General features: G+C 70.9%; 10 protein-coding genes. 7 read left to right on the plus strand and 3 right to left on the minus strand.

What is annotated here, in order from left to right; genetic code table 11:
- Positions 1 to 59: 59 nt before the first annotated feature.
- From JW592_RS22875 to uvrA, 3 genes are all read right to left on the minus strand, one after another.
- Positions 60 to 3323, minus strand: coding sequence for a phosphodiester glycosidase family protein (locus JW592_RS22875; protein WP_229376654.1), 3264 nt, complete (start codon positions 3321 to 3323; stop codon positions 60 to 62).
- A 515-nt stretch (positions 3324 to 3838) separates the two neighbouring features.
- Entirely contained in the window at positions 3839 to 4276 is a 438-nt protein-coding gene (locus tag JW592_RS22880) for a Rieske (2Fe-2S) protein (protein WP_209267080.1), read from the minus strand.
- 31 nt (positions 4277 to 4307) lie between these two features.
- Positions 4308 to 7286 carry an excinuclease ABC subunit UvrA gene (gene uvrA, locus JW592_RS22885; RefSeq protein WP_209267081.1) on the minus strand — a complete coding sequence of 993 codons (2979 nt, stop codon included), beginning with the start codon at positions 7284 to 7286 and terminating at the stop codon, positions 4308 to 4310.
- Between the two features lie 196 nt (positions 7287 to 7482).
- On the opposite strand from uvrA, the gene JW592_RS22890 reads away from it, so the two are divergent.
- The 7 genes from JW592_RS22890 (at position 7483) to gap (ending at position 15379) form a co-directional block, all read left to right on the plus strand.
- Positions 7483 to 8208, plus strand: coding sequence for a maleylpyruvate isomerase family mycothiol-dependent enzyme (locus JW592_RS22890; RefSeq protein ID WP_209267082.1), 726 nt, complete (start codon positions 7483 to 7485; stop codon positions 8206 to 8208).
- Positions 8209 to 8261: 53 nt separating this feature from the next.
- Entirely contained in the window at positions 8262 to 8918 is a 657-nt protein-coding gene (locus JW592_RS22895; RefSeq protein ID WP_209267083.1) for an MBL fold metallo-hydrolase, read from the plus strand.
- Between the two features lie 101 nt (positions 8919 to 9019).
- Complete coding sequence (gene uvrC / locus JW592_RS22900; protein ID WP_209267084.1) at positions 9020 to 11107, plus strand: excinuclease ABC subunit UvrC; 2088 nt, start codon at positions 9020 to 9022, stop codon at positions 11105 to 11107.
- Between the two features lie 76 nt (positions 11108 to 11183).
- Positions 11184 to 12125, plus strand: coding sequence for an RNase adapter RapZ (rapZ, locus tag JW592_RS22905; RefSeq protein ID WP_209267085.1), 942 nt, complete (start codon positions 11184 to 11186; stop codon positions 12123 to 12125).
- 5 nt (positions 12126 to 12130) lie between these two features.
- The gene (locus tag JW592_RS22910; protein ID WP_229376641.1) at positions 12131 to 13207 is read left to right on the plus strand and encodes a gluconeogenesis factor YvcK family protein; all 1077 of its coding nucleotides are present in this window, start codon (positions 12131 to 12133) and stop codon (positions 13205 to 13207) included.
- Positions 13198 to 14175 carry a DNA-binding protein WhiA gene (gene whiA, locus JW592_RS22915; RefSeq protein ID WP_209267086.1) on the plus strand — a complete coding sequence of 326 codons (978 nt, stop codon included), beginning with the start codon at positions 13198 to 13200 and terminating at the stop codon, positions 14173 to 14175. The genes JW592_RS22910 and whiA overlap by 10 nt, the downstream gene beginning before the upstream one ends.
- 199 nt (positions 14176 to 14374) lie before the next feature.
- Entirely contained in the window at positions 14375 to 15379 is a 1005-nt protein-coding gene (gene gap, locus JW592_RS22920) for a type I glyceraldehyde-3-phosphate dehydrogenase (protein ID WP_209267087.1), read from the plus strand.
- The last annotated feature ends 17 nt before the right edge of the window (positions 15380 to 15396 follow it).

Below are 15396 nucleotides of genomic sequence, written 5' to 3' on the forward strand. Positions count from 1 at the left end.
TTCCGGTAGGGGGCGGGGCCGGGATCTTTCCGCCGGTGCGGTGACCCGGCCCCGCCGCGTCACCCGCCGACGGTCACCTTCCGGGTGGCGCGTTCACCGTTGACGATCACCGAAAGAGTGACCGTGCCGGGACTGCGCCCGGTGAGGGTGCCGTCGGCCGGATCGTAGGAGGCCACACAGCGCCCACGGGGCACGGCGCCCTTGACGCACAGCCCCGGGGAGCCCGGCCAGTCCGCACTCACCGGCCAGCCGACCGGGACCCGGCGAGCGGTCGGTCCGCTGCCCTGCTCCACGGTCGCCGACGCCTTCGCCTCGCCGCCCACCGAGAGCCGTTCGGGGGCCTCCAGCAGCAGTCCGTCCACATGGGGGCGGGTCTGTACCGAGATCCAGTCCCCGTCCCGCGACCGCCCCTGGTCGACGCCCAGCAGCGACCAGCCGGTGAAGCCGCCCTCGCCCGGCGGCGCAGCGGGGGTCTTGGCCGAGTTGCCGTTCACCAGATAGGGCACGCCGTCCACCCGTGAGGCGTCGAAGACGCCGACATGGCCCGCCACCAGCGCCGCGCCCTTGCCCGAGCGGGAGCGGAAGTCGGCCAGCCACCTCTCCAGCAGGTCGGCCTCCATCCGGTCGGTGAGCCGGCTGGCCCGCTGCGGCGTCGGGTCGCGCGGCGGCACGTGCTGGATGACGGCGACCGAGCTGATGCGGCGGTCGCGGGCCGCGTCGTCCAACTGCCGCCGCAGCTCCTGGAACTGCGCATATCCGCCACCGCGTACCGTCAGCGACGAGGTGTCCAGCGTGATGAACCGTGTTCCCCGGTGGTCGAACGTGCGCTGGGTGGGCCCGAACTCCTTGATGAAGTTGGCGATCGAGCCGCCCATCACCTCATGGTTGCCCGGTACGTAGTACCAGTCGACGGCGTCACCCAGCTCCTCCTGGAGTATCTTGCGCGCGAACGCCAGGTCGGCCGGTGCTCCCTCGTCCACCAGGTCGCCGTTGATGACGACGAAGTCGGGCCGCGCCGCGCGGATCTCGCGCAGGGTCCGGCGCGCCTGCCGCACGCCTTCGCTGTCCGGGTCGCGCGCCACGAACTGCGCGTCCGACATCACGGCGAACCGCCAGTCGCGGCCCGCCGTGTCGGCCGCCGTGGAGATCAGCGGATCGTGCGGCCGTCCCGCGGTCGGCAGGTCGACGTCCGGCGGGGTCCGCGCCACCAGTTCGTCCAGCACCACCTCGCCCTTGTACTGCGCGGTGGGCCGGGTCTCGGCGACATAGAAGCGGTGCAGTCTCAGCGGGTAGGCCACCCCTTCGGGAACGTCGAAGGTGATCCGCTGCCAGCCCCGCCACTCGACCAGTGGTCCGCGCAGCACTTGGTCGGTGCCTGCCGCGTCCTTGAGGTGGAGCGAGGGCCACGCGCCCGACCCGTCGCCTTTGAGCCACAGGGTGAAGCTGCGCGGCTGGCCGGGAATCTCCCGCTCGGAGGGCGGTTTGGCGTAGGCGGCGCGGGTGGCTGTCGACTGGGTGAAGTCGTAGCTGAGCTTCAGCCCCGCGCCCTGTCTGCCCGCTGGTTCCGAGGCCACCGATCCGCTGGCCCGCGCGGCGCTGAACGTCCAGCTGGAGGCGTCCTCGAAATCGGCCACCTGCTGCTCCCGCAGCCCGACCGTGACGGCCAGCCGTGTCGAGTGTCCCCTCACCGTGATGGTCACGGTGCCGGAGGCGGACTCCTGCCCGGAACGGGTCCTGACGGTGAACGCGCCGCTGCCGGTGTCCTCGTCCGGAACGATCGAGAACAGCGAACGGTCGTAGGAGAGTTGCGCGTCGGCCGGTTCGACGGGCGCGCTGTTGCCGTCCGCGTCGTAGCCGAGCAGCCCGAACGAGCCGTCGGCACCGCGGTCCGCCAGCCCCACCCGGTCGGTCGTGGGCCGGATACGGTCCAGCTCCCCGAGGACCCGCAGCCGGGTGCTTCCCCTCGCCGCGTCGGCACGTGCCGTGACGTCGGTGTGGCCGGCGCGGCGCGCGTGGAAGACGCCCCCCGCGTCCACCCGCCCCACCCCCGGCCGCTGGGCACGCCAGCGCGGCTGTGGCGCGCCGTCGACGGGCCCGTACGTCTCGTCGTACGCGGCCGCCGTGAGCTTGCGCGTCAGGCCGGGGAAGACGCGGTCGGGGTGACCGCCGGGCATGTTGTCGGCCGTGGCCGCCTCGTCCGGGTCGATGGCCGTCTTCACCCAGAAGCCGGACAGTCGCCCCGAACCCTCGGGCGCCGTCAGCGCCAGCCCGTCGGGGACCTCCCGCTCCTCGCCGTCCGAGGGAGCGTTCTCCAGCCGGAGGGTGTTGCTGCCCGGTTCGCGGGCCAGCAGGGTGGAGGAGCCGCCGCCGTCCAGGTTGAGCGCGTTGTGGGCGCCGAGCTTCTTCATCATCAGGGCCAGTTCGGTCAGCGTCACCCCGCCCGAGGCCGCCTGCCTGCCGTCCACCGTCAGCACGTGCATGGTGCCGCCGTCCTTGGAGAAGCCGACCGCGGTGCGCGGCGCCGCGGTGTTGTTCGGCCTGCCGTCCCAGTTCTGCGGCTCTCCGTTCTCAACGAGCACCCCGCGCCCGCCGACCGCTGTGCGCGGCACGGGGGAACCGTCGTCGGTGCGCATCCGGTACTCGAAGCCGACCGGGTCGCCGGTGTGCAGAGCCGCCAGCCGCTCGGCGCCGTCGCCCCGGCCGAGGAGGACGCTCACGCCCTCGGGGATGTCACCCTTTCCGGGCTTCTCGGCCACGCCGGAGACCTTGCCGTCCTCGACGGTCACCTCGGTGACGTCCTTCGCCTGGTCGACCGTCAGGGCGCGGTCCGCCGCACCCCAGTCCGCGTCGTAGAGGCCGATACCGTTCGCGGGGACATTGGCCGCGTCCCGGCCGTCGAGCGGCACGGTGCCGTCCGGGAGGGTGACGGTGCCTTCGAAGTACAGGTCCAGAATGCGCCCCGCGGCTCCCGGGCCGATGCCGACCGCCTCGGAGACGCCCGGCTCCGGCGAGTGGGTCGGCTTCCCGTCGCGTACGCCCGGGCCGAGCGGGGCGCCTGTCTCGTTGATGTCGAAGAAGTCGCCGTTGAGCGCGGCGATGGTGCGGCGTCCCTTGCCAGGGTCGTGCTCCTCGGCGAGCTGTCTGACCGTCCGGCGCTCGGTGACCTTGCCGGAGGAGAGATGGTCGGCCGTCGCCCCGGTGCGCGCCTCACCCAGCTTGAGCGTGAGCGCGTCGGCGCGCAGCCATTTGTCCGACTCGAGCCGCTCGAATGAGGTGAGTTCGGCTCCGGGGGCGAGGGGACGGGTGCTGCGGGAGAGCTCCATGCCGTCGCCGTCGGGGACGGCTCCGGGCTTCGGTGGGCCGGGCGGCTCGGGCGCGGCGGTCACCGCCGTCGCGGCGGCGGGCTGCCCGGCCGTGGCCAGGGCCGGGCCGGCCGGCAGCACGCCGGTGAGCAGCGCGGAGACGGCCGCGGCGGTCAGCAGCGACCTGGCGAATCCGGCACGGGCGAGTCTTGCGCGAGCGTGGATCTGTCTCACGACGTCCCCCACTAAGACCAGTGATCTCGGCACTTTTTGCGCACAGTGCCGCACAGGGTCCCAAGGGGGACCGGTCTACACCAGAGGGCCGGAGCGAAGTCGGGGGAAACGGTGCGTTACTTCCACCGGTTGGCCGTAGGCGCCCCGTCAGGGGCGCGGGGAACTGCGCGACAAGCCACTGGGGGTACCTCCCGGCGGAAGGCTGTGGGGACTCCGGCCGGGAGTGCCCAGCAGCCACAGAGCACCCGCGGTCCGCAGGCGTCGGGCAGGGGCCGTCCCTCGTCGGAACACCCCGGCAGGGGTCATCCCGCGAGGAGCTTGCCCTTCTCCACCTTCACCGGCATCGAGGGCAGTGCCGTGGTGGCCGGCCCCTTCGCCACCTTGCCGGAGTCCACCTGGAAACGGCTCCCGTGCAGGGGGCAGACCGCGACCTCGCCGTCGATCCGGTCGAGGGTGCTCCCCTGGTGGGTGCACACGGCACTGAATGCCTTGAAGTCACCCTTCTCGGGCTGCGAGACCAGCACCTTCTGGTCCGCGTACAGCTTGGCGCCGCCGACCGGCACCGCGTCGGCGGCGCCCAGCTCGACAGGCTTGTCGGTGGTCGGCTCCGGTGAACTTCCGTCCGATTCACCGCCTCCGCCGCACGCCGCGGCGGTCAGTCCCAGCGCGGCCAGTGCGGCACCGCACAGCACGGTGCGGCGCGTGGCCGTCGATTCCTCGCTCGTTGTCACGCGCCGCACTCTACGTCCGCGGCACCGATGGTGCACCAGGTCAGCGCTTGCGGGCTGCCGGCTTCTTCGCGGTGGCGGCCTTCTTCGCGGCCACCTCCTTGGCGGGAGCCTTCTTGGCAGGGGCCTTCTTCGCGGGAGCCTTCGCGGCGGGCCTCAGCGGGGCCCCCGCGTCGCTGACGCGGTCGCCCAGCATCTCGCGGAGGAACTTTCCGGTGTGGCTGCCCGGGACCGCCGCCACCTCTTCCGGAGTGCCCTCCGCGACCACCAGGCCGCCGCCGTTGCCGCCCTCGGGGCCGAGGTCCACGACCCAGTCGGCGGTCTTGATGACGTCCAGGTTGTGCTCGATGACCAGCACCGAGTTGCCCTTGTCCACCAGGCCCTCCAGGACGCCGATCAGCTTCCTGATGTCCTCGAAGTGGAGGCCGGTCGTGGGCTCGTCCAGGACGTAGACGGTGCGTCCCGTGGAACGCTTCTGCAACTCGCTGGCGAGCTTGACCCGCTGCGCCTCACCACCCGAAAGAGTCGGCGCGGGCTGGCCGAGGCGGACATAGCCCAGGCCCACGTCGTTGAGGGTCCGCAGATGGCGGGCGATCGCCGGCACCGCCTCGAAGAAGTCCATGGCCTGCTCGATCGGCATGTCCAGGACCTCGGCGATGTTCTTGCCCTTGTAGTGCACCTCCAGGGTCTCCCGGTTGTAGCGCGCACCGTGGCAGACCTCGCAGGGCACGTACACGTCCGGCAGGAAGTTCATCTCGATCTTGATCGTGCCGTCGCCCGCGCAGTTCTCGCAGCGGCCGCCCTTGACGTTGAACGAGAAGCGGCCCTGCTGGTAGCCGCGGACCTTCGCCTCGGTCGTCTCGGCGAACAGCTTGCGCACATGGTCGAAGACACCGGTGTACGTGGCCGGGTTGGAGCGCGGCGTGCGGCCGATCGGCGACTGGTCGACGTGCACCACCTTGTCGACCAGATCGTCGCCCTCGACGCGGGTGTGCCTGCCTGGCACCGTCTTGGCGCCCTGCAGCTCGCGCGCCAGGTGGGTGTAGAGGATGTCGTTGACCAGCGTGGACTTGCCGGAGCCCGACACGCCCGTGACGGCCGTCAGCACGCCCAGCGGGAAGGAGACGTCGATGTTGCGCAGGTTGTTCTCGCGTGCGCCGCGTACGGTCAACTGCCGTGCCGGGTCGACGGGGCGGCGCAGCTGCGGGGTGGGGATCTCGCGCTTGCCGGACAGATAGTCGCCGGTGACCGAGTCCTCGTTGGCCAGCAGCTCCTTCAACGGTCCGCTGTGCACGACCTTGCCGCCGTGCTCGCCGGCGCCGGGACCGATGTCCACCACCCAGTCGGACGCCTTGATGGTGTCCTCGTCGTGCTCGACGACGATGAGGGTGTTGCCCAGGTCGCGCAGCCGCACCAGGGTCTCGATCAGCCGGTGGTTGTCGCGCTGGTGCAGGCCGATGGACGGCTCATCCAGCACGTACAGCACGCCGACCAGCCCGGAGCCGATCTGGGTGGCCAGCCGGATGCGCTGGGCCTCGCCGCCGGAGAGGGTGCCCGCCGCGCGGTTGAGCGTCAGATAGTCCAGGCCGACGTCCACCAGGAAGCGCAGCCGCTCGTTGACCTCCTTGAGCACCCGCTGGGCGATCTGCTTGTCGCGTCCGCTCAGCTCCAGTGCGCGGAGGAACTCCGCGCACTCGGTGATCGACATCGCGGAGACCTCCGCGATGGACTTGCCCTGCACGGTCACCGAGAGAATGAGCGGCTTGAGCCGGGTGCCCTCGCACGCGGGGCAGTTCACCTCGCGCATATAGCCCTCGAAGCGCTCCCGGCTGCTGTCGGTCTCCGCCTCGGAGTGCCGCCGCTTGACGAACGGGACGACGCCCTCGAAAGCGGTGGTGTAGGCGCGCTCGCGGCCGTACCTGTTGCGGTAGCGGACCTCTACCTGCGTCTTGTGGCCGTACAGCAGTGCCTTCTTGGCCCGTGCGGGCAGGCCCGCCCACGGGATGTCCGTACGGAAGCCGAGCGCGTCGGCCAGCGCGCCGATGAGGCGGCCGAAGTACTCCCGGGTGTGCCCGTGCGACCAGGGGTGCAGCGCTCCCTCGTCCAGTGACTTGTCCTCGTCGGGGACGATCAGCTCCGGGTCGACCTCCATCCGGGTACCGATGCCGGTGCACTCCTGGCAGGCGCCGAAGGGCGAGTTGAAGGAGAAGGAGCGCGGCTCCAGTTCCTCGAACGAGAGGTCGTCATAGGGGCAGTACAGGTGCTCGGAGTACATCCGCTCACGCTGCGGGTCGTCCGGCTCCAGATCGACGAAGTCGAGGATGACCATGCCGCCGGAGAGGCCCAGCGCGGTCTCCACCGAGTCGGTGAGCCGCCGCTTGGCGGTGGGCTTGACGGTCAGGCGGTCGACGACCACCTCGATCGTGTGCTTCTCCTGCTTCTTCAGCTTCGGCGGCTCGGACAGCTGGACGGTCTGCCCGTCCACGCGGGCGCGGCTGTAGCCCTTGGTCTGCAGCTCGTTGAAGAGGTCGAGGAACTCGCCCTTGCGCTGGCGCACCAGCGGGGAGAGCACCTGGAAGCGGCTGCCCTCCTCCAGGTCGAGCACCTTGTCCACGATGGCCTGCGGCGACTGGCGGGTGATCGGGCGGCCGCAGGCCGGACAGTGCGGCTTGCCGATCCGGGCGTAGAGCAGCCGCAGGTAGTCGTAGACCTCGGTGATGGTGCCGACCGTCGAGCGCGGGTTGCGCGAGGTGGATTTCTGGTCGATGGAGACCGCGGGTGAGAGGCCCTCGATGAAGTCGACGTCGGGCTTGTCCATCTGCCCGAGGAACTGCCGTGCGTAGGCGGACAGCGACTCGACGTAGCGCCGCTGGCCCTCGGCGAAGATCGTGTCGAAGGCGAGCGAGGACTTCCCGGAGCCCGAGAGCCCCGTGAAGACGATGAGCGAGTCGCGAGGGAGGTCTATCGAGACGTTCTGCAGGTTGTGCTCGCGAGCGCCACGGACGAGAAGACGGTCGGCCACGCCTGTCGGCACCTTTCGTGTGAGAAGCGGGAGCCCGCGGCGAGCGGGAGTCCCCGACCAAGAGTAGGACGGCGCCGCGCGGAGTGTCGTTCGCTTCCGGCACGGGAGCCGGGCTCGACCATATAGCACGTCCTTTCGAATTGCGGCGAGCCTTGCCATCTTCCCCACGAACGAGGGACGCCAGTAGCTTTGGATCATGACCACGTCTGGGACCACGCCTGCGACCACGCCCGAGCACGACACCGATCTCGTACGGACCGCGACCGGTCACCTGTTGAGCGACGCCGTCAAGCTGGAAGCCCCGCAGGTCACCGAGGACTCCCAGCTGCCGGGCTGGACCCGCGCCCATGTGCTCACCCACCTCGCCCGCAACGCGGACGCCCTCGTCAACGTGCTCGCGGGCAAACCCATGTACGCCAGTGCCGAGGCACGCGAGGCCGACATCGAGCACGGCGCCGGGCGCCCTCTCGACGCCCTCGTCGACGACGTACGCGCCAGCGCCTCCCGGCTGGAGAGCGCCTTCGCAGCGCTGGACAGCGACGCCTGGAACCGTACCGTCACCTTGCGCAACGGTGTGACCGATCTCGCCTCCTCGATCCCCTTCCGCCGCTGGATCGAGGTCGAGCTGCACCATGTGGACCTCGGCATCGGCTACACCCTGGAGGATCTGCCGGGCACCTTCGTCGACCGCGAGCTGGCCAACATGGCCCGCCGCTTCACGGAGCACCCCGAGGTGCCCGTCGCCATCGAGCTGCGCGCCGAGGACGGCCGCAGCTGGCGCACCGGCGCCGCCGAGGCCGGCCCGGAGGGGCCCTTCGTGGTGGCCGGTAACCCTGTCGCCCTCGTCGGCTGGCTGACCGGCCGTACGAACGGCAGCGGCCTCTCGGCGCGGGGCGCTCTTCCGGCGCTGCCCGCCCTGTAGGACGCCCCGGCAGCCTGCGGCAAACAGGCGGGGGCAACCAATAGGCTGGCGGCATGCCATACAGCGGAACGGTTCAGGTCGGCGGCCCCGCGGACGTGCACGAGCTGCGGGATCTGATGATCTCCAAGGTCGCCGTCGGCCCGATGGACAACAACGCGTATCTGCTGCGCTGCCGGGCCACCGGCGAGCAGCTGTTGATCGACGCCGCGAACGACGCGGGTACCTTGCTGGAGCTCATCGGGGACGACGGCATCACTTCCGTCGTCACCACCCACCGGCACGGCGACCACTGGCAGGCGCTCGAAGAGGTGGTGCGGGCCACCGGCGCGCGTACGTACGCCGGGCGCCACGACGCCGAGGGCATCCCCGTTCCCACCGACGTACCGCTGGACGACGGCGACACCGTGCGGGTCGGTGGGGTGGAGCTGACGGCGCGCCATCTGGTCGGCCACACTCCCGGCTCGATCTGCCTGGTCTACGACGACCCGAGCGGCCACCCGCACCTGTTCACCGGTGACTGCCTCTTCCCCGGCGGAGTGGGCAACACCTTCGGCAGCGCGGAGAACTTCGCCCGGCTCGTCGAGGACGTGGAGACCAAGCTCTTCGGCCAACTCCCCGACGAGACCTGGGTGTACCCGGGTCACGGCGCCGACACCACGCTGGGCGCCGAGCGCCCTCATCTGGCGGAGTGGCGCGAGCGCGGCTGGTAGCCGACGGGGCGGTACGGGCGGGTGCGGGCACAGTGGCCGCGCGCCCGCCCGGGACCTCCGCACGCTGATCGCTGTCGGTGCGCGCCAGTAGGGTGGGCACCATGGCAGACCCCTCCACCTACCGTCCGAAACCGGGAGAGATCCCCGACTCGCCCGGGGTCTACCGCTTCCGCGACGAGCACCGCAGGGTGATCTACGTCGGCAAGGCGAAGAGCCTCCGTCAGCGGCTCAACAACTACTTCCAGGACCTGGCCGGGCTGCATCCGCGCACCCGCACGATGGTCACCACGGCCGCCTCCGTCGAGTGGACGGTGGTCGGCACGGAGGTCGAGGCGCTCCAGCTGGAGTACACCTGGATCCAGGAGTTCGACCCGCGGTTCAACGTCAAATACCGTGACGACAAGAGCTACCCGTCCCTCGCGGTGACGATGAACGAGGAGTTCCCGCGCGTCCAGGTGATGCGCGGCCCCAAGAAGAAGGGCGTGCGCTACTTCGGCCCGTACGGGCAGGCGTGGGCCATCCGCGAGACGGTCGACCTGCTGCTGCGCGTCTTCCCCGTGCGCACCTGCTCCGCGGGCGTGTTCAAGCGCTCGGCGCAGATCGGCCGCCCCTGTCTGCTGGGCTACATCGGCAAGTGCTCGGCCCCCTGTGTGGGCCGGGTCAGCCCCGAGGAGCACCGCGAACTGGCCGAGGAGTTCTGCGACTTCATGGCCGGCCACACCGGTTCCTATCTGCGCCGGCTGGAGTGCGAGATGCAGGAGGCGGCCGAGGAGCTGGAGTACGAGCGGGCAGCGCGGCTGCGGGACGACATCGACGCGCTCAAGCGCGCGATGGAGAAGAACGCGGTGGTGCTCACCGACGCCACCGACGCCGACCTGATCGCGGTGGCCGAGGACGAGCTGGAGGCCGCCGTCCAGATCTTCCACGTACGCGGCGGCCGGGTGCGCGGCCAGCGCGGCTGGGTCACCGACAAGGTGGAGGCCGTCGGCACCGCCGAGCTGGTCGAACACGCGCTCCAGCAGCTCTACGGCGCCGAGCAGGGCGACGCCGCAGCCGGGGGCGGAAGCGGAGGCGTCCCCAAGGAAGTGCTGGTCCCCGCGCTGCCCGAGCCCGCCGAGCCCATAGCGCAGTGGCTGTCCGAGCGCCGGGGCGCCCAGGTGAGCCTGCGCGTGCCGCAGCGGGGCGACAAGCGCGCCCTGATGGAGACCGTCAACCGCAACGCCGAGCACGCCCTGGTGCTGCACAAGACCAAGCGCGCCTCGGACCTGACCACCCGCTCCCGCGCCCTGGAGGAGATCGCCGAGGCCCTCGACCTGGACTCGGCGCCGCTGCGTATCGAGTGCTTCGACATCTCGCACCTCCAGGGTGACGACGTGGTGGCGTCCATGGTCGTCTTCGAGGACGGGCTGGCCCGCAAGAGCGAGTACCGCCGCTTCCAGATCAAGTCCTTCGAGGGACAGGACGACGTCCGGTCCATGCACGAGGTGATCAGCCGCCGCTTCCGGCGCTACCTGGTGGAGAAGCAGAAGACCGGGGAGTGGCCGGAGGAGGAGCTGGGCGGCGAGCTGGAGAGCGGCCCGGCCGGTGCGGCCCCCGCTCCCCGGCCGACCCCGGAGCCCGGCCGGGAACAGCCCGCGCAGGGCGCGCAGCCCGCACAGGGCGCCGACCGGGACGAGGAGGGCCGCCCCAAGAAGTTCGCCTACCCGCCGCAGCTGGTCGTGGTCGACGGCGGCCGGCCGCAGGTGGCGGCGGCGCAGGCCGCGCTGGACGAGCTCGGGGTCGACGATGTGGCCGTGTGCGGACTGGCCAAGCGGCTGGAGGAGGTCTGGCTGCCCGGCGAGAGCGATCCGGTGGTGCTGCCGCGCAGCAGCGAGGGCCTCTACCTGCTGCAGCGCGTCCGGGACGAAGCGCACCGTTTCGCGATCCGCTATCAGCGCGGCAAGCGCGGCAAACGGCTCCGCGGCAGCCCGCTGGACGCCGTACCCGGCCTGGGCGAGACCCGGAAGAAGGCCCTGCTCAAGCACTTCGGCTCGGTCAAGAAGCTGCGCGCGGCCTCGGTCGAGGAGATCTCCCAGGTCCCCGGGGTGGGCCGGAAGACGGCAGAGACGGTCGCCGCGGCGCTGTCCCAGGCGGCGCCCTCGCGTCCTGCAGTGAATACCGCCACCGGTGAGATCGTTGAAGAAGAGTGACGAGCGAAGAAGAGTGAACCTGTGCCACGAAGAGCGACACATCCGGCACGAAGACCGACAGTCGGGGAATGACAGCATGAGCGCGGAGCGCGAGCAGCGCGGAGACGGAGCAGTGGTGAGTACCCTCAACCCGGCGCAGCCGCAGGAGGCGGGCGGGACGATCCCGGAGCTGGTGATCATCTCCGGGATGTCGGGCGCCGGCCGCAGCACCGCCGCCAAGTGTCTGGAGGACCTGGGCTGGTTCGTCGTCGACAACCTGCCGCCCGAGCTGATCCCCACGATGGTCGATCTGGGCGCCCGCTCCCAGGGGAATGTGGCCCGGATCGCCGTCGTGGTGGACGTACGCGGCCGTAACTTCTTCGACAACCTCAAGGGCTCCCTCGCCGACCTGGCCGCCTACAACGTCGCCCGGCGCATCGTCTTCCTGGAGGCGTCCGACGAGGCCCTGGTGCGCCGCTTCGAGTCGGTGCGCCGGCCCCATCCGCTGCAGGGCGACGGGCGGATCGTGGACGGCATCGCGGCCGAGCGCGATCTGCTGCGCGAGCTGCGCGGGGACGCCGACCTGGTGATCGACACCTCCAGCCTCAACGTGCACGAGCTGCGCGCCAAGCTGGACGCGCAGTTCGCCGGCGAGGAGGAGCCCGAACTGCGCGCCACCGTCATGTCGTTCGGCTACAAGTACGGACTGCCCGTGGACGCCGACCTGGTGGTCGACTGCCGCTTCCTGCCCAATCCGCACTGGGTCCCCGAGCTGCGCCCCTACACGGGCACCAGCGAGGAGGTCTCCAACTACGTCTTCAACCAGCCCGGCGCCAAGGAGTTCCTGGACCGCTACACGGAGTTGCTGCAGCTGATCGCCGCCGGATACCGCAGGGAGGGCAAGCGGTACGTCACCGTCGCCGTCGGCTGCACCGGAGGCAAGCACCGCAGCGTCGCCATGTCCGAGAAGCTCGCCCGCAGGCTGGCCGACGGGGGCGTGGAGACGGTGGTCGTCCACCGTGACATGGGGCGTGAGTGACGCCCATGGCCCGTAGGAGCCTGCGGCATCTGGGCCGGCACGCGACGCTGCGCGGTCTGACCTCCAAGCAGCCCAAGGTGGTGGCGCTCGGCGGCGGCATGGGCCTGTCGGCCTCGCTGACGGCGCTGCGCCGGATCACCGGAGACCTCACGGCGGTGGTCACCGTCGCCGACGACGGCGGCTCCAGCGGGCGCCTCCGCGACGAACTGGGTGTGCTGCCCCCCGGTGATCTGCGCAAGGCGCTCGCGGCGCTGTGCGGGGACGACGAGTGGGGCCGCACCTGGGCCCAGGTCATCCAGCACCGCTTCGAGAGCCGCGGCGAGCTGCACGAGCACGCGGTCGGCAATCTGCTGATCGTCGCCCTGTGGGAGCAGCTGGGCGACCACGTCCAGGCGCTCGACCTGGTCGGCAAGCTGCTGGGGGCGCACGGCAGGGTGCTGCCGATGTCCGCCGTGCCGCTGGAGCTGCGCGCCCGCGTGCGCGGTCACGACCCCGCGCGCCCCGATGAGCTGTCCACCGTCCGGGGCCAGGCCACCGTCGCGCTCACCCGCGGCGAGGTCCAGGAGGTGCATCTGGTCCCCAACGATCCACCGGCCGTGCCCGAGGCCGTACGCGCCGTGCTGGACGCCGACTGGGTGGTGCTGGGCCCCGGCTCCTGGTTCTCCTCCGTCCTCCCGCATCTGCTGGTGCCGGAGCTGCTGGAGGCGCTGACCGAGACCAAGGCCCGGAAGGTCCTCTCTCTCAACCTCGCTCCGCAGCCGGGGGAAACGGACGGCTTTTCCCCGCAGCGTCATTTGGAGGTTTTGGCCCGACACGCCCCTAAACTCACCTTCGACGTGGTGCTGGCCGACCAGGACGCCGTGCCCGACCGGGACTCCCTGAGCGAGGCCGCCGACCAGCTCGGCGGAAAGGTCGAGCTGGCGCCGGTGGCGGCGGCCGGGGGTGCCTCCCGCCGGACACCGCCCGGCCGCAGGCCGGAGCGGGAGCCCCAGGGAGGAACCGCCCGGCACGACCCGGAGCTGCTGGCCGCCGCGTACGACCGTATTTTTCGGATGCATGGAAGGATCGGCCCATGGCGATGACGCCTGCGGTGAAGGACGAGATCTCCCGGCTCCCCGTCACCCGGACCTGCTGCCGGAAGTCAGAGGTCTCGTCGATCCTGCGCTTCGCGGGTGGGCTGCACCTGGTGAGCGGGCGGATCGTGATCGAGGCGGAGCTGGACACGGGCATCGCGGCCCGGCGGCTGCGCAAGGACATCCTGGAGATCTTCGGACACTCCTCCGACCTGGTGGTGATGGCGCCCAGCGGGCTGCGCCGCAACAGCCGGTACGTCGTACGGGTGGTTGCCGGCGGTGACCAGCTCGCCCGGCAGACCGGTCTGGTCGACGGCCGCGGCCGCCCCATCCGGGGGCTGCCCCCGCAGGTGGTCTCGGGGGCCACCTGCGACGCGGAGGCCGCCTGGCGCGGCGCCTTCCTGGCGCACGGCTCGCTGACCGAACCTGGGCGCAGCTCGTCCCTGGAGGTCACCTGCCCGGGCCCGGAGGCGGCGCTGGCCCTCGTCGGTGCGGCCCGCAGACTCCAGATCGCGGCGAAGGCCCGCGAGGTACGCGGCGTGGACCGGGTCGTCGTCCGGGACGGTGATGCGATCGGCGCGCTGTTGACGCGGCTGGGCGCCCACGAGTCGGTGCTGGCGTGGGAGGAGCGGCGGATGCGCCGGGAGGTGCGGGCCACCGCCAACCGGCTGGCCAACTTCGACGACGCGAACCTGCGCCGCTCGGCCCGTGCCGCCGTGGCCGCCGGCGCCCGGGTGCAGCGCGCGCTGGAGATCCTCGGCGACGAGGTGCCCGAGCACCTGGCCGCGGCCGGGCGGCTGCGGATGGAGCACAAGCAGGCATCGCTGGAGGAGCTGGGCGCACTCGCCGACCCGCCGCTGACCAAGGACGCGGTGGCGGGCCGTATCCGGCGGCTGCTGGCCATGGCCGACAAGCGCGCACAGGACCTCGGTATCCCCGGGACCGAGTCCAATCTGAGCGAGGAAATGGTCGGCTGATACGACCGGAAAGCGGCGGAGAACGGCCCGGCGGGACGGCCAGTTGAGCCACCTCGTGCTCGCCTGAGCCGTCCGGATTTGCCCGCCCAGCCGATGTGAGCCCGGCCGCAATGGAGAGGTAGGGTCGGAGTCGGTCGGGGACATCCCAAACAGCCCTCGCCGGTGTCCGTACCGGCGTACCTAGCGAGGAGATCGGTTCGTGACGATCCGCGTAGGCATCAACGGCTTTGGCCGTATCGGTCGTAACTACTTCCGCGCGCTGCTGAACCAGGGTGCGGACATCGAGATCGTCGGTGTCAACGACCTGACCGACAATGCCACCCTGGTGCACCTGCTGAAGTACGACAGCGTCCTCGGGCGCCTCCCGTACGAGGTCAGCCACACCGAGGACACCATCACGGTCGGCAAGCAGACCTTCAAGACGATGGCGGAGAAGGACCCGGCCAAGCTCCCCTGGGGCGAGCTGGGCGCCGACGTCGTGGTCGAGTCCACCGGCATCTTCACCAAGCGCGAGGACGCTGCCAAGCACCTCGCAGCGGGCGCCAAGAAGGTCCTCATCTCGGCTCCGGCCAAGGAGGAGGACATCACCGTGGTGATGGGCGTCAACCAGGACAAGTACGACGCCGCCGAGCACCACGTGATCTCCAACGCCTCCTGCACCACCAACTGCGTGGCGCCGATGGCCAAGGTCATGGACGAGAACTTCGGCATCGAGCGCGGTCTGATGACCACGGTGCACGCCTACACCAACGACCAGCGCATCCTGGACTTCCCGCACAAGGACCTGCGCCGCGCCCGGGCCGCCGCCGAGAACATCATCCCGACCACCACCGGTGCCGCCAAGGCCACCGCGCTGGTCCTCCCGCAGCTCAAGGGCCGCCTGGACGGCATCGCCATGCGCGTCCCGGTCCCCACGGGGTCCGTCACCGACCTGGTGCTCGAGCTCAAGCGCGAGACCACCAAGGACGAGGTCAACGCCGCCTTCAAGAAGGCCGCCGAGGGCCAGCTGCAGGGCATCATCGACTACACCGAGGACCAGATCGTCTCCTCGGACATCGTCAACCAGCCGCCGTCCTGCACTTTCGACGCCTCCCTCACCATGGTCGACGGCAACCAGGCCAAGATCATCGGCTGGTACGACAACGAGTGGGGTTACTCCAACCGGCTGGTCGACCTCACCAGCTACGTCGGCTCGCAGCTCTAGAACCCGCGCCGACCGAG

It is taken from the genome of Streptomyces spirodelae (assembly GCF_017676385.1).
Taxonomy (GTDB): domain Bacteria; phylum Actinomycetota; class Actinomycetes; order Streptomycetales; family Streptomycetaceae; genus Streptomyces; species Streptomyces spirodelae.